The organism is Streptomyces sp. NPDC107528, assembly GCF_055639295.1.
Genome location: NZ_JBVKAV010000001.1, coordinates 736115 through 750584 on the forward strand (window position 1 = coordinate 736115; position 14470 = coordinate 750584).

Here is a 14470-nt window from a genome sequence, read left to right on the forward strand (position 1 = left end):
GGCCCCCGAGCCCGCTCCGGTCACATGGCCGTCGCCGGGGCCCCGCCGGGAATCTCCCCGAGCGCGACCGGTCTTCGCTCGCGTCTCGACAGCTCGCACGCCTCGGCGATCCGCAGCGCCTGCAAGGCCTCCCGCCCGTCGCAGGGGTTGGCCCGCTCCCCGCGCACCACCTCCACGAACGCGTTCAGCTCCGCCTCGTACGCGGGCCCGAACCGCTCCAGGAACCCGGACCACGGCTTGTCCGCGGCGGGGGGCCCGGTCGGCTCGGTCGACGCGATCGGCGTACGGTCGTCCAGCCCGACCACGACCTGGTCCAGCTCCCCGGCCAGCTCCATGCGCACGTCGTACCCGGCGCCGTTCAGCCGCGTCGCCGTCGCCGTCGCGAGCGTGCCGTCGTCGAGCGTGAGCACCACCGCGGCCGTGTCGACGTCGCCGGCCTCACGGAACATCACCGGCCCGGCGTCCGAGCCGGCCGCGTACACGTCGACGATCTCGCGCCCGGTCACCCAGCGCAGTACGTCGAAGTCGTGGATCAGCGTGTCCCGGTACAGCCCGCCGGACAGCGGCAGCCAAGCGACCGGCGGCGGCCCCTGGTCGCTGGTCAGGGCCCGCACGGTGTGCAGGCGCCCGAGCCGCCCGGACCGCACCGCCTCACGCGCGCCCGCGTACCCCGCGTCGAAGCGGCGCTGGAAGCCCATGTGCAGAACCGTCCCGGCCGTCTCCACCTCCTCGATCGCGGTCAAGGTGCCCGGCAGATCCAGCGCGATGGGCTTCTCGCAGAAGACCGGGAGCCCCGCCCGTGCTGCCCGACCGATCAGTTCGGCGTGGGCCGAGGTCGCGGTCGTGATCACCACCGCGTCCACGCCCCACCTGAAGATCTCGTCCACGCCCGGCGCCGCCGTCTCGCCGAGCCGGCGCGCCAGATCCAGCGCCCGCGTGCCGTCCGCGTCCGTGAGGATCAGGGAGCCGACGTCGCGGTGACGACTGAGCGTGTTGGCGTGAATGGTGCCGATACGGCCCGTACCGATGACCCCGATGCGCATGGAAACAAAGTGGGGGTTCGGTGCGTAGGCTGTCAATGCGTATGTCCGGACAATCGAACTACACGACTTCCCGTCAACAACGCGTAGAGCTACGCTCGGCCCGTGCCGAAACCAGAAGTGGACCCGACCGTGGAACTCGAGCTCAGTGTGGACCGGAGCAGTCCGGTGCCTTTGTACTTCCAGCTGTCCCAGCAGCTCGAGGCCGCGATCGAGCACGGAGCGCTCACGCCCGGCAGCCTCCTGGGCAACGAGATCGAACTCGCCGCACGCCTCGGCCTGTCCCGGCCGACCGTCCGTCAGGCCATCCAGTCGCTGGTCGACAAGGGTCTGCTGGTACGCCGCCGGGGCGTCGGCACACAGGTCGTGCACAGCCAGGTCAAGCGGCCGCTGGAGCTCAGCAGCCTCTACGACGACCTGGAGTCGGCCGGCCAGCGCCCGGCGACCAAGGTGATCGTCAACACCGTCGTCCCGGCGTCCGCCGAGGTCGCCGCCGCGCTCGGGGTGGCCGAGGACAGCGACGTGCACCGGATCGAGCGGCTGCGGCTGGCGCACGGCGAGCCGATGGCGTACCTGTGCAACTTCCTGCCGCCCGCCCTGATCGATCTGGACACCGCGCAGCTGGAGTCCACCGGCCTGTACCGGCTGATGAGGACCGCCGGCATCACCCTGCACAGCGCCCGCCAGACCATCGGCGCGCGCGCCGCCACCGGCGCCGAAGCCGAACGGCTCGCCGAGGAGGAGGGCGCCCCACTGCTCACCATGCAGCGCGTGACGTTCGACGACACGGGCCGAGCGGTCGAGTACGGCACCCACACCTATCGCCCTAGCCGTTACTCCTTCGAGTTCCAGCTGCTCGTCCGCCCGTGAGATCCGCAGACGTACGGTCCTGAGCGAGGGGCTGCGGGACCGACCTGGTCGCAATGTCCGGACAATTTACTGTGACGCGTGCCCCCCTTTGTCGCCCCGTTCGGCACCCAGCATGAGCGTGCGGCAGAATCGGGCCTGATGAGCACCTACCGCGACTTCACCGCCCCCATCGGCTCCCGGCGAGCGCCCGTGCTGCGCACGGTCGGCCCGCGGGAGCGCCGTTCGCACCTGACCGCACCCCGCGTGCCCACTGTCGGGATCGACATCGGCGGCACCAAGGTGATGGCGGGCGTCGTGGACGCCGACGGGAACATCCTGGAGAAGCTCCGCGCGGAGACCCCGGACAAGTCCAAGAGCCCGAAGGTCGTCGAGGACACCATCGTCGAACTGGTCCTGGACCTGTCCGACCGGCACGACGTGCACGCCGTCGGCATCGGCGCGGCCGGCTGGGTCGACGCCGAGCGCAACCGCGTCCTGTTCGCGCCCCACCTGTCCTGGCGCAACGAGCCCCTCAGAGACCGCCTCGCCGGGCGGCTCGCCGTGCCCGTGCTGGTCGACAACGACGCCAACGCCGCCGCCTGGGCCGAGTGGCGCTTCGGCGCCGGCCGGGGCGAGGACCACCTCGTCATGATCACGCTCGGTACCGGCATCGGCGGCGCGATCCTGGAGGACGGTCAGGTCAAGCGCGGCAAGTACGGCGTCGCCGGCGAGTTCGGCCATATGCAGGTCGTGCCCGGCGGCCACCGCTGCCCGTGCGGCAACCGCGGCTGCTGGGAGCAGTACAGCTCCGGCAACGCGCTGGTCAGGGAGGCGCGCGAGCTGGCCGCCGCCGACTCGCCCGTGGCGTACGGGATCATCGAGCACGTCAAGGGCAGCATCGGCGACATCACCGGCCCGATGATCACCGAGCTGGCCCGCGACGGCGACGCCATGTGCATCGAGCTGCTGCAGGACATCGGCCAGTGGCTCGGCGTCGGCATCGCCAACCTCGCGGCCGCCCTGGACCCCTCCTGCTTCGTGATCGGCGGCGGTGTGTCGGCCGCGGACGACCTGCTGATCGGCCCCGCGCGGGACGCTTTCAAGCGCCACCTCACCGGCCGCGGCTACCGCCCCGAGGCCCGGATCACCCGCGCCCAGCTCGGCCCCGAGGCCGGCATGGTCGGCGCCGCCGACCTGGCCCGCCTGGTCGCCCGCCGCTTCCGGCGCGCCAACCGGCGCCGGGTCGAGCGGTACGAGCGCTATGCGCGGTTCGCCGAGGCCCGCCGAGCGTCGCAGGGGTCGGCGTGACCATGTCCGTACCCCGCCAGGCCGACTCCCCGGACGAGCAGCAGCCGACCGAGGACCGTCGCCACAAGATCCGGCGCAGGGCGCTCACCCTGCTCATCATCGTGCTGCTCATCGGCGTGCCGGCCGGTTACCTCGTGATCTCCGCCAACCAGAGCCGCGACAGCGGCAAGGACAAGGAGGAGAAGTACTCGGCGACCGGCCTCACCGAGGGCTGGCCGTCGAAGGTCCAGCGCCGGCTGTACCAGATCCCGGTCCCGGACCCGTCGGGCAAGGTCGCCTACTACGAGACGAACAACTGGCGGACCAGCCGTCTCTACGTCCAGTTCCAGACGCCCGACTGGACCTTCGACTGGTTCCTGAAGACCATGGGCGTCAGCCGGGCCGAGCTGAAGCCGGACGCCATCACCATCAGCACCCGCGATCAGAAGGTCACCGGCTGGGACTTCAAGCGCCCCGGCCCGTGGTACGGCTTCGTCCACAAGCAGAAGGACCCGGCCCCGACCCAGGACGTCGTCGTGAACATGTCCGACCCGGACAATCCGTTCGTGTACGTCGTCTCGCGAACCACCCCTTGATGATCCCGCCGACGACTCAGTGAAGTCCCGGCCCGGAGCGGTTGCCCGGACGGATCGCCAGGACGGATCGCCAGGACCGGTCGCCAGGACGGATCGCCAGGACCGGTCGGCGGGGCCGATTGTCAGACCCCGCCCGTAGAGTCGAAGACGGTTGATCCGACTCATGGGCGGGAGGTGACAGGACGTATGAGCGACAGGCTCGCGCACGGCGGCGGCACCGCGGTGGCCGAGCGGTCCGGCGACACCGTCCCCGTGCGCCTCGCTGCCGTCTTCCTGCCCGCCTCCCTGCCGCGCGAGGGGCGGATCGCCTTCTGGGACCCGGAGGGTGGCCCGCTGCCCGCCGAGGACACCGAGCTCACCGTCGTACGACGCCATGGCGCCGGAGTCCGCCGGCGGACCACCCCGGCCCTGTCCCTGCCGCTCGGCGAGGCGCTGCCGCTGCTCGTGCGGGCCCGGCGCGACCCGGCCGCCCACCCCGCCACCGCCTGCTGGGGCGCGGCAGCGCTGCATGCGCTGCGGCTCACCGCGCGCGGCCGGTTGCTGCCCGGCCTGACGCCCACCGGCCGCGACGCCTGGCGGGCCGGGCCCCTCGACCCGGACGACATCGCACACCTGCGAGCGGTCGCCGCAGCCCTGCCGTACGAAGGCCACGCGGTCCCGCTGCCCGGCTCGGGGACGCTGCTGCTGCCCGAACCCGAGGCGCTGATGCGCTCCTTCCTGGACGCCGTCGCGGACACCCTGCCGCGCACTCCCGCCGCGCCGCACACCTCCGGCAAGCCCTTCGCCGCGCGCGAGGCCCAGCGCCTCCCCGGCGCCAACGACTGGGCGGCCGAGGTCGCCGCCGGCATGGACGCGGGCGTGCGGGTCTCGCTGCGGCTGGACCTCTCGGCGTACGACCTCTTCGACGACCGGGACGGCGGCGTCCGCAGCGCGGGCGCGGCGATCGTCCAGGTGCACAGCCTCGCCGACCCCACCCTGGTGGCCGACGCGGCCGCCCTGTGGTCGGGGGAGGCGGACGCTGCCTTCGGTCCACGCGCGCGTGTGGACGCGGCGCTGGCGGTGCGGCGGGCGGCCCGGGTGTGGGCCCCGCTCGACCGGCTGTCCGAGCAGGACGTGCCCGACGTGCTGGCCCTGTCCGACGACGAGTTGGGCGACCTGCTCGGCGTGGCGGCGACCCGCCTCGCGGCGGCCGGAGTGGCGGTGCACTGGCCCCGGGACCTGGCCCAGGACCTGAGCGCCGCCGCGGTCGTACGGCCCGCGCCGGGCTCGGCGACCGACGGCACCGGCTTCTTCGAGAGTGAGGAACTCCTCCAGTTCCGCTGGCAGTTGGCGATCGGCGGCGATCCGCTGAGCGAGGCCGAGATGGACGCGCTCGCCGAGGCGCACCGCCCGGTCGTCAGGCTGCGGGACAGCTGGGTGCTGGTCGACCCGGCCCTGGTGCGCAAGGCCCGCAAGCGCGAACTGGGCCTGCTCGACCCGGTCGACGCGCTGTCCGTCGCCCTCACCGGCAGCGCGGACGTCGACGGCGAGCCGGTCGAGGCGGTACCGGTCGGCGCCCTGGCCGCCCTGCGCGACCGGCTGACGTCGGGGGTGCGCCCGGCCGAACCGCCGCCGGGACTGCGGGCGACGCTGCGGGACTACCAACTCCGGGGCCTGGCATGGCTGGACCTCATGACGTCCCTAGGGCTCGGCGGCTGCCTGGCCGACGACATGGGACTCGGCAAGACGATCACGGTCATCGCCCTGCACCTGAAGCGCGCGCGGACGGCCCCGACCCTGGTCGTCTGCCCGGCCTCGCTGCTGGGCAACTGGCAACGGGAGATCACCCGGTTCGCGCCCGGCGTCCCCGTCCGCCGCTTCCACGGCCCGGACCGCACCCTGGAGGACGTGGACGGCGGCTTCGTCCTCACGACGTACGGCACGATGCGGTCGACGGCGCCGACGCTGGCCCAGCACACCTGGGGCATGGTCGTCGCCGACGAGGCGCAACACGTGAAGAACCCCTACTCGGCCACGGCGAAGGCCCTGCGCACCATCCCGACACCCGCGCGCGTGGCGTTGACCGGCACTCCGGTCGAGAACAACCTCTCCGAGCTCTGGGCCCTGCTCGACTGGACGACCCCCGGCTTGCTCGGTCCCCTGAAGTCCTTCCGCGCCCGGCACGCACGCGCGGTGGAGAACGGCGAGGACGAGGAGGCGGTGGACCGGCTGGCCCGCCTGGTCCGGCCCTTCCTGCTGCGCCGCAAGAAGTCCGACCCGGGGATCGTCCCGGAGCTCCCGCCCAAGACGGAGACGGACCACCCGGTCCCGCTCACCCGTGAACAGGCGGCGCTCTACGAGGCGGTGGTGCGTGAGTCGATGTACGTCATCGAGACGGCGGAGGGCATGGCGCGCAAGGGGCTCGTCCTGAAGCTGCTGACGTCCCTGAAGCAGATCTGCGACCACCCGGCCCTCTACCTCAAGGAGGCCGAGGCGGCGGCGTCGGACCGTCTGGCCGCCCGCTCGGGCAAGCTGACCCTGCTGGACGAACTGCTGGACACCGTGCTGGCCGAGGACGGCTCGGCGTTGGTGTTCACCCAGTACGTCGGGATGGCCCGGCTGATCGCCGCCCACCTCGCAGCCCGGGCGGTCCCGGTGGAACTGCTCCACGGCGGCACCCCGGTCCCGGACCGCGAGCGCATGGTGGACCGCTTCCAGAGCGGCGAGACGCCGGTCCTGGTCCTCTCCCTGAAGGCGGCGGGCACCGGCCTGAACCTGACCCGCGCGGGCCACGTCGTCCACTTCGACCGCTGGTGGAACCCGGCCGTGGAGGAACAGGCCACCGACCGCGCCTACCGCATCGGCCAGACCCAGCCCGTCCAGGTCCACCGCCTCATCACCGAGGGCACGGTCGAGGACCGCATCGCCGAGATGCTCGAATCCAAGCGCGCCCTGGCCGACGCAATCCTCGGCACCGGCGAATCGGCCCTCACGGAACTGACGGCCCGCGAGCTGTCCGACCTCGTGTCCTTGCGGAGGGAGTCATGACGGGGGTGCGGAGCGGGGGCGACGAGCCGAGCCGGCAGGACGAGCTGAGCCGGCAGGCGGAGTCGAGTCGGTCGGTTGAGCCGAGTCGTGACGAGGAGGCCGTTCCCCGGCCGGCCGATCTGGCACGCCAGGCGTTGCGGGCTGCGCGGGAACGGCGGGAGGGAGGGGCAGGGGGGAACGCGGGCCAGGTGGGGGCGCCTTCCGATGGCCCGGACATGTCGGACGTCACCGGGGACGGTTCCGAGGCGTCGGACGGTGACGGCCCCAAGTCGCGACCTGCCGCACCCCTCGCCTCCGGCGCGGACGGGGACCGCTCCCGTCCCCCGTCGGAGTCCGCATCGCGCGTCCTCGGCATCGAGACCGGCCCACGAGGGTCGCGTCCCGCGGATGCCGCCCGGGAAGCGCTGCGCGCCGCGCTGGGGGAGAGGCGGCGTGCCCAGGCGGAGGAAGCCGACCGGGCAGCCCAGGGCACGCGTCGATCGCGACGAACCGCACCCACCGGCGCCGAGGGCCGACGGAGCCCGGCCGGCGGGACCGAGAACCAGCGTGCCCGCGAGGTACGGCGCTGGCTCGCAGGTGCCTTCCAGATGCCACCCTCCGACTCGTCCGACGAGGACGACTCGGGCGCCGGTGCGACGCCTGGTCCGACGACACAACGGCGGAACACGCCGACGAACCCCATCTCGGCCTCTCCACCGACCCCGTCACGCCCCGCACACCCGGAGGGGGACTCACCCGAACCACCCGTGGCCCGCCCCGGCAGCGATCCCGCACCGACCGATCTCGCCGACCCCCACCCCGACACCGACACCGCGCCCGGACCCGCAACCGCCGTCACCCCCGTTGCCCCCGCCACCCCTCAAGTCCCCCGCTCCATGGCCGCCCCCGGCCGGGACGGTGAACTCCGACGTACGTTCCCCGCCTTCGCGCCCCGCGCGGCGGACGACGCCCGCTTTGCCGAGACATGGTGGGGCAATGCCTGGGTGACCGCCCTGGAAGAAGGCGCGCTCGATACCAAGCGGCTGGCCCGCGGGCGCGGTTACGCGCAGGAGGGCCACGTCGATGCCATCACCGTGACGCCGGGGCTCGTGCTGGCGTATGTGCGGGGCAGCCGTCCGCGGCCGTACCGCGTGCAGGTGAGGCTGCGGACGCTGGAGGACGCCGACTGGGCACGGTTCCTGGACGCCGTGGCCGAACGGCCGGGGCACATCGCGGCGTTGCTGGACAAGGAGATGCCCCAGTCTCTGGCCGACTGCGGGGTGCCGTTGTTGCCGGGGCCCGGGGACCTCGACCCCCATTGCAGTTGCCCCGACCGCGGCCACCCCTGCAAACATGCCGCTGCGCTCTGCTACCAGACCGCACGCCTGCTGGACGCCGACCCCTTCGTACTTCTCCTGCTGCGCGGCCGAGGCGAACGCGCCCTGCTCGACGCCCTGTCCCGCCGCAACGCGGCCCGCGCGGCCCGCGCCGCACAGGAGAAGGAACCGGCCCCACAGGTGGGCGTACGGGCAACCGATGCCGTGGCCCCCGACCGCCGACTCCCCCCGCTGCCCGCCCCGTTGCCCGTGCCTGCGCACCCCGAGCAGCCGCCCGCCTATCCGGCGGCCCCGGGCGGCCCGGACCCCTTCGCGCTGGATCAGCTGGCGACCGACGCGGCAGCCCGGGCGCACGCCCTCCTCGGCACCGGCCGCGACCCGGTGGCCGACCTGACGCTGTGGCAGGACGCGGTCCGGCTCGCCGCCGCCCGTCCCGGTTCCGGCCTCACCGCCGGCACCCGCGCCCTGTACTCCTCCCTGTCCGCCGCAGCCGACCGCACCCCGGCCGAGCTGGCCCGCGCGGTCGCCGCCTGGCGGCAGGGCGGCCTCGAAGGGCTCGCCGTGCTCGAAGAACCCTGGGATCCGCCGGCCGGCCGTTTCGACCGCGCCCGCCCGCTCCTGCTCGCCGCCGACCTCCCCGCCTTCCGCCCGTGGCGTAACCACCTCACCCACCCCCGCGGCCAAGTCCAGCTCCGCCTCGGCCGGGACGGCCTCTGGTACCCGTACGAATCGGAACCGGGCCACGACGACTGGTGGCCCCGTGGCACCCCCGACCTCGACCCGGTCGGCGCCCTGACAGGCCTCGGTGCCTCGCCGGAAGAGTGACCGATTTGAACCGGCTTCCCGTGAAGGTCGTGTGAGAGTTCCTCGCTGATGTGAGGGAGCCGGGTGTAAGGACCTGGGGCCCAGGGGTCCGGCGCTCGGAAAGGGCGGTTAGCGTGGAGCAGTGAGTGAGACGAAGACCCCAGCCCTCCAGTACCGCTTCGACGGCCCGGAAGACGCCCCGGTCCTCATCCTCGGCCCCTCGCTCGGCACCACCTGGCACAGGTTGTAGAGACCGTCCGGGGGCGTCTACGTCGGTCCAGCGTGGGCACGAAGTACCAGGTCCGGGCATTCTGGTCCGGGAGGGGACGCCCAGTTGGTGATGGCTGTGTGATAGGCGAGTGATACGGCGTGGCCCCGCCCGGGTCCGTCCTACCGGGACTTTGAGCCGAGCCGTGAGACGACGAAGTCATCGGAGCGCTCCGGTGCGGCTTCGTCTGAGATCGGCTGCGCTGGCGTGCACGATGCGGTTGGCGCTTCATGCGGTCCGTGTTCCTGTGACGCTTCCAGGGTGCGCCTACTTTGCGATTGCACTCGTTGGGACAGCAGCCCATGTATTCCTGGCGTGCGTTGTCAGTGCCCCCTTGTACCGTCCGGATGTGCCACGCAACCAGCGCTCCTTGAGCGACCAACAAGCCCAGTGGGTACTCCAGTCCATCGCCGGCGGCCACGTCACGAGGGCGGAGGCTGCAGAAGAACTGGGTGTATCCCGCGCGGTGATCGACGGCATCGTCGGGGGCCGGAGCTACCGTCACCTTTCCCGGCCTACGCCTCTGCCGTTACCACGACCGCGCACCTACCGCGGCAGCGCAGAGGCACCAGAGCGCAGAGCCTTGCGGGAGGCGCAATTCTGGACATCAGTGGACACGTCACCGGGCGAAGCTGAATGCTGGCCCTTCCTCGGCCCGCTCAATATCGACGGCTATGGCCAGTACTACGCCGGACGGACCCTGATCGGTACCGTCAGTGCCCATCGAGTTGCGTATGTGCTGGCTCATGGCCTGGCCTCGAACCTTCCCGCACAGGCTCGTCCGGCATCTATGCGCCAACCCCCGCTGCTGCAATCCGGCACACCTGACGGTTGGCTCGCAGCGCGACAACATGACGGACCGCTTCCGCCTTCATCGGAACCGGCCCGGCCCGCACCCGGTGCGAACCTTGACTCCACCGCCCCCCGGCGGGTGGAGGGTGATGAGCGGCGACCTGAAAGAGCTGGCACGAAAGGCACTCGAGGCGGAGTTCTGGCGGAAGATCGACCGCAGCGGCGGCGACACGGCGTGCTGGCCCTGGATGGTCGCGAGCCGGCATGACTTCGGATACGGCTTCGTGTATTGGGAAGGTCGCCACACACAGGCTGCCCGGGTCGCCTATGTCCTGCACCATGGTCTGACCCTGGCGTGTCTTGGCAGCGATCTTGTTGTCCGGCATCTGTGTCCGGGAGGCAGTAATCCGGGCTGCTGTAACCCGCACCATCTCAAGGTGGGGACACAGAAGCAGAACATGCATGATCGTCTGGCGGAGGGCAAGTACGAACGGGGAGACGACCACTTCGCGACCAAGGTGTCCAACCGGGAGGTCAGGGCGTTACGGGAGGAGTACTGGAACGCTCCTCATGGGAAGCGGCCTAAGCTCGAAGTCCTTGCCCAGCGGCATGGCGTGTACTGGGGGACCATTCATCGTTGGTTGCGCGGAGCCGGCCGCCAAGAAGCAGGTGGCCCCACCGGCGAACTGGAGCCCGAGGCGGAGGCACGAACAAACCATGCACGCGGCGAAGCTCACCGCATGGTGAAGACCTCAGACGCCCGGGTGCGCGAACTGCGCGAGACTTACTGGAACATGCCCACGAAACAGCGGCCGTCCACCGTGTCGCTAGCCGCACGGCTGGGCACAGACTCCAAGACCGTGTGGAACTGGTTGCACGGAAAGTCGCGGCTTTCGGCGGGTGGCCCCACCAGCGACTCTGTGGAGAACAGCGGGCAGCAATCCGGGCAAGAGCCCCTACCTGATCGGCAGTCGTGACGAGCTGTACCAGTGTCAGCGGGATCCCTCGGGTTCGATCACCGCCGTTCGGCTCGGAACAGTCAATGGGCTGGTAATAAATCGTCGGCCAATCACTCACCAGCCGGTCACTGGGCCTGCGAAAGCCCACGCGCGGGCGGGTCGGGGCAGGCATGTCTCCGAGCAGCGGCTGACGGCAGGCGCAATCCGAGCGCGGTGCGGGCAGGTAAGCGAACAACAACCGTCGTACGGCGCCGGAACCCTCTGGCCTACCTCAAATCAGCACGGCCGACCGGTGCGGTCTCACACAGTGGGCCCATGACAACGGTCCGCACCGTGCGCACCTACAAGCAACTCGCTCTGCTTCCCCTCGGGTTCGCGAGCATCATGTACGGCGACCTGCTCTTCCGGGACGGCCAGCGGGGGCTGGGTAAGTTCCTCTTCATCAGCGGATGGGTCGTGGCACTTTCCGGGATGCCAGCCCTGAACCGCTACCTGAAGGCGAACCATCTCCGTGAGGGCATCCTCAAAATCTTCGCGATCCTGTTCATCGTCGGGAGCTTCGCGGTCCCCGGCCCGATCGTCAGTCTGGTCAAGGTCTTCGACGGCACGGCGCAGCCGGTCAACTACCGGCAGGCCGCGCTCTCGCTGGCACTGATCTACATCGCGCTGACGATCCTGTCTCGGATCGCCGAGCCGAAGGACCACGTCCTGGAGCGGCTCGCGAGCCGTATCCAGCGAGCGGCTGTCTTCCGGGCGCTGGCGAACGTGACCGGCATCTTCGCCGTGGTGGCCTTCCTGGGGGCACGGTTCGTCGCCACGCACCCGGTGCCTCTGATTTCCACTGGCCTGACGCTCGTGGTGGCCGCCGCGGTGGTCACCCACAAGACATTCGCCCGGGCGCGGAAGCTGTGCACGCAGATCCACGCCGACACGCAGACCCTGCTGAGAGAGCTCGACGAGCTCGACCAGGCACGCCGTCGCAGCACGACGAGCATGGCGAAGCCCTGGATCCGGCGGCTGCGCGGCGAGCGGCAGGCGGGCGGCGGCCACGCCGACGAGCAGAAAGCGGCGCTGCGGGCTTGGGACGCCGTCAAGCTCGACCTGTCCACGCCCGTGGACACCGGCTACCGCCGCATCGGCCTGCCGTTCCTCACCGACGAGGTGGTGGCTGAGATCGAGGCGAAGGTGCGGACAGCCGTCCACGGCGGAAGAGCCGGCCCTGCGCGGGCGGACCTGCAGGCCATTCAGCGGGCGTGCTCGGGGCGCGTCGACGTCCTGGCCTAGACGAGTAGTTCCGTATGTGGGGGAGGGTGTCCAGCATCGGGTTGTGACGACCGAGCTAGACACCCTCTTGACCGCACTGTACGTGCATGTCGACGACCGCTTGAAGACCCCGCGATGGCGGGGCCGGCCGCCCCGGCTGACCGACGCGGAACTGGTCACTCTGGCCGTGGCCCAGGCGGTGTTGGGCTTCCACGGCGAGGCCCGCTGGCTGCGCTTCGCCCACGCCCATCTGCGGGCCCAGTTTCCGTATCTGCCCAGCGCCCGGCTTACAACAAGCGTCTGCGGGCCGCACTGCCGCTGGTGTCGGCGTACACGTGAACGTGGCTCTGGCAAGATTCTCGTAGTCGGAGATCATCTCGGCGCAGGGGCCGGCCGGTCCGCGTAACGGCGGCGAAGATGGGCGATCAGGACGACCTGGTGGCGGAGGAGGGGGACGCCGACGCGTCCGGCCATCAGGCGTTTTTGGAGTTTGAGGTCGGTATCGTGGCAGCCGATCCCGGCAGACGGCCGCCGAGATCCGCGAGCCTTGAGAGCGATCAGGGCTGAGTTGGTTCGCTGGCCGAGCCTCTAGCCCCTCGCGCACCAGGCTCTACAGCGTGACGTCCTCTGCCGGCGTGGTGTGAGTGCCAGTGAGGTCTTCGACCACGGCGAGGTCGAGTTCGGCGGCACGCTCCCACATATACATCTGCTGCTCAGGGGTCAGGCCCAGCGCCACGTCAGAAGCGATGAGTTGGAGAGCGGCGGCGGCTAGTCCTGCCGCAGCCGCAGCCGCAGCCGCAGCCGCAGCCGCAGCCGCAGCCGCAGCCGCAGCCGCAGCCGCAGCCGCAGCCACGGCCTGGCGCATGGCCTCGTCGGCGGCTTCGACCGCAGGCAGGTCAGCGGCGTAGCGCGCGGCCATCCCGTGGACCTCGACCGCCCGAAGGGGCGCCCGTGTGCCTGTAATTCTCTAGGGTGCCTGACTTGCGATCGCACCCGTTTATCCGCCCGCACCGGGGTGCGTTCTCCACCTAGCGCGACCGGGACGCGTGAGTGCGGGAGCGGTTACGGCCGGATCGACTGGCTGGCCACCGGCAGCTGAACTGGCCATCTCGGCCTGTGGCCAGGCCACGGCTGCATCGCTGTCGCGTGTGACGTCAATATGGGCGTCGATCCGTACTCCCGTAACTACTACGAACGCCGCGTCGGGGCGAGAGAGTCACATGCGTCTCGATTGCTACTTTGCCCGAGGCCAGCCACTTGGTCAGGCTCACGGCCATGATGCCCACTAGAGAGGCGCAGTCGTAGGCTACGAAGCATGAAGATCAGGGTCCGGGACGCTCATCCAGCGGACGTCAAATGGATGAGCAACAACACCGAGGGCTGGACGGTCACCGTCGAGAAGCAGGAGGGGGCCGCCTCCCTGGCGGAGGCGCTGCACTCTCTGATCGCAGAGGATCCCGACCAAGGCGTGCGTATGGGATGGCTTCACTCAAGTCTGCAGCGCGCGGCAGGCGGCGAGCCCGGCTACGTCAGGCTTTATGAGCTCCACGTTTCTCCCGAGTTCCGACAAAGGGGAGTGGCACGAGCCTTGGTAGATGAGTTGTTCGCTCGGGTGCCCGATCAAGAGATCATCTTGTCTGCGTGGGACCGGGAGCTGTACGGAGTGTGGCTTAAGCTCGGATTTACATACGTCCCTGAACCCGACGAAATGTCAGGGGATCACAGTTACCCCGGTGACATGGTGCGCCCACCGGTAGAAGCTTCGTCCTGAAGAATCAGGCATCGTCGTGCAGACTCGCTTCCTGCGGGAACGAATGTCCAGCCTGGGCAATGCCGAGTTTTTCCGCACCTGCGCGACCCTCGGCCCACTCGACGGTGGCGGAGATGAGGACGGAGGGGCCCATGCCGCCCACATGACGTTGCGCATGCTCGCTGAGCGCATCGAGCAGCTCACCGGACAGATCGATGAGCTGAATCGACGCCTGACCCGGCTCGTCGAACGTCACGCCCCACAGCTGCTCGCGCCGGTGGGCATGTGTTCGGACAGCGCCGTCACTCTCCTGATGACCATGGGGGATAATCCCGAGCGACTGAGCAGCGAGGCGTCTTTTGCTGCCCTTTGCGGAGTCAGCCCCATCGAGTGCTCCTCCGGCCGGCGGAGCACACGTCGGCTCAACTACGGCGGCGACCACCGGGCCAACGCCGCCCTGCACCGCATCGTGTTCACTCGCCTACGCGTCGATCCCCGCACCCCAGGCGTACTAAGCCG

Annotated in this window: 12 protein-coding genes and 2 pseudogenes; 11 read left to right on the forward strand and 3 right to left on the reverse strand. The window is 70.6% G+C overall.

Features of this window, described 5'->3' with window-relative positions; translation table 11 throughout:
* Positions 1–20: 20 nt before the first annotated feature.
* Positions 21–1043, reverse strand: a complete 1023-nt coding sequence (locus ACZ7L5_RS03570) for a Gfo/Idh/MocA family protein (RefSeq protein ID WP_471514044.1) — start codon at positions 1041–1043, stop codon at positions 21–23.
* Positions 1044–1172: 129 nt separating this feature from the next.
* Here ACZ7L5_RS03570 and ACZ7L5_RS03575 point away from each other — a divergent pair, with 129 nt between their 5' ends.
* From ACZ7L5_RS03575 to ACZ7L5_RS03615, 9 genes and pseudogenes are all read left to right on the forward strand, one after another.
* Positions 1173–1910, forward strand: coding sequence for a GntR family transcriptional regulator (locus tag ACZ7L5_RS03575; protein ID WP_365054446.1), 738 nt, complete (start codon positions 1173–1175; stop codon positions 1908–1910).
* 138 nt (positions 1911–2048) lie between these two features.
* Positions 2049–3197 (forward strand): ROK family glucokinase, encoded by a 1149-nt coding sequence (locus ACZ7L5_RS03580; RefSeq protein WP_328878288.1) that lies wholly within the window; start codon positions 2049–2051, stop codon positions 3195–3197.
* Entirely contained in the window at positions 3194–3772 is a 579-nt protein-coding gene (locus ACZ7L5_RS03585) for a sugar kinase (protein ID WP_363038335.1), read from the forward strand. The genes ACZ7L5_RS03580 and ACZ7L5_RS03585 overlap by 4 nt, the downstream gene beginning before the upstream one ends.
* A gap of 186 nt (positions 3773–3958) precedes the next feature.
* Positions 3959–6799: a DEAD/DEAH box helicase gene (locus tag ACZ7L5_RS03590; RefSeq protein WP_471514047.1), complete on the forward strand. Its 2841-nt coding sequence runs from the start codon at positions 3959–3961 to the stop codon at positions 6797–6799.
* Positions 6800–7014: 215 nt separating this feature from the next.
* A complete protein-coding gene (locus tag ACZ7L5_RS03595) occupies positions 7015–8940 on the forward strand; it encodes an SWIM zinc finger family protein (protein WP_471514049.1) in 1926 nt (641 codons plus the stop codon).
* A gap of 1188 nt (positions 8941–10128) precedes the next feature.
* Complete coding sequence (locus tag ACZ7L5_RS03600; RefSeq protein ID WP_471514051.1) at positions 10129–10956, forward strand: helix-turn-helix domain-containing protein; 828 nt, start codon at positions 10129–10131, stop codon at positions 10954–10956.
* Positions 10957–11253: 297 nt separating this feature from the next.
* Positions 11254–12222, forward strand: a complete 969-nt coding sequence (locus ACZ7L5_RS03605; protein WP_471514053.1) for a hypothetical protein — start codon at positions 11254–11256, stop codon at positions 12220–12222.
* 43 nt (positions 12223–12265) lie between these two features.
* Positions 12266–12525, forward strand: a pseudogene (locus ACZ7L5_RS03610) (IS982 family transposase); the annotation flags it as partial.
* A gap of 93 nt (positions 12526–12618) precedes the next feature.
* Positions 12619–12768 carry a hypothetical protein gene (locus ACZ7L5_RS03615; protein ID WP_319594170.1) on the forward strand — a complete coding sequence of 50 codons (150 nt, stop codon included), beginning with the start codon at positions 12619–12621 and terminating at the stop codon, positions 12766–12768.
* Positions 12769–12811: 43 nt separating this feature from the next.
* Here the strand turns inward: ACZ7L5_RS03615 and ACZ7L5_RS03620 are convergent, their stop codons facing one another.
* A complete protein-coding gene (locus tag ACZ7L5_RS03620; protein ID WP_471514055.1) occupies positions 12812–13120 on the reverse strand; it encodes a hypothetical protein in 309 nt (102 codons plus the stop codon).
* Positions 13121–13516: 396 nt separating this feature from the next.
* On the opposite strand from ACZ7L5_RS03620, the gene ACZ7L5_RS03625 reads away from it, so the two are divergent.
* A complete protein-coding gene (locus tag ACZ7L5_RS03625) occupies positions 13517–13972 on the forward strand; it encodes a GNAT family N-acetyltransferase (protein ID WP_471514057.1) in 456 nt (151 codons plus the stop codon).
* Positions 13973–13976: 4 nt separating this feature from the next.
* Here ACZ7L5_RS03625 and ACZ7L5_RS03630 read toward each other — a convergent pair whose 3' ends face one another.
* On the reverse strand, positions 13977–14207 hold the full coding sequence (locus ACZ7L5_RS03630) for a hypothetical protein (protein ID WP_471514059.1): 231 nt from the start codon (positions 14205–14207) through the stop codon (positions 13977–13979).
* A gap of 27 nt (positions 14208–14234) precedes the next feature.
* Between ACZ7L5_RS03630 and ACZ7L5_RS03635 the strand changes: the two are divergent.
* A pseudogene (locus ACZ7L5_RS03635) lies at positions 14235–14438 on the forward strand (transposase); the annotation flags it as partial.
* Positions 14439–14470 lie beyond the last annotated feature (32 nt).

Bases quoted from the DNA above. Each gene is read 5' to 3' on its own strand.
- ACZ7L5_RS03570 (WP_471514044.1), bottom strand. From the start codon at position 1,043: ATGCGCATCGGGGTCATCGGTACGGGCCGTATCGGCACCATTCACGCC.
- ACZ7L5_RS03580 (WP_328878288.1), top strand. From the start codon at position 2,049: ATGAGCACCTACCGCGACTTCACCGCCCCCATCGGCTCCCGGCGAGCG.
- ACZ7L5_RS03590 (WP_471514047.1), top strand. From the start codon at position 3,959: ATGAGCGACAGGCTCGCGCACGGCGGCGGCACCGCGGTGGCCGAGCGG.
- ACZ7L5_RS03595 (WP_471514049.1), top strand. From the start codon at position 7,015: ATGTCGGACGTCACCGGGGACGGTTCCGAGGCGTCGGACGGTGACGGC.
- ACZ7L5_RS03600 (WP_471514051.1), top strand. From the start codon at position 10,129: ATGAGCGGCGACCTGAAAGAGCTGGCACGAAAGGCACTCGAGGCGGAG.
- ACZ7L5_RS03605 (WP_471514053.1), top strand. From the start codon at position 11,254: ATGACAACGGTCCGCACCGTGCGCACCTACAAGCAACTCGCTCTGCTT.
- ACZ7L5_RS03615 (WP_319594170.1), top strand. From the start codon at position 12,619: ATGGGCGATCAGGACGACCTGGTGGCGGAGGAGGGGGACGCCGACGCG.
- ACZ7L5_RS03620 (WP_471514055.1), bottom strand. From the start codon at position 13,120: ATGGCCGCGCGCTACGCCGCTGACCTGCCTGCGGTCGAAGCCGCCGAC.
- ACZ7L5_RS03625 (WP_471514057.1), top strand. From the start codon at position 13,517: ATGAAGATCAGGGTCCGGGACGCTCATCCAGCGGACGTCAAATGGATG.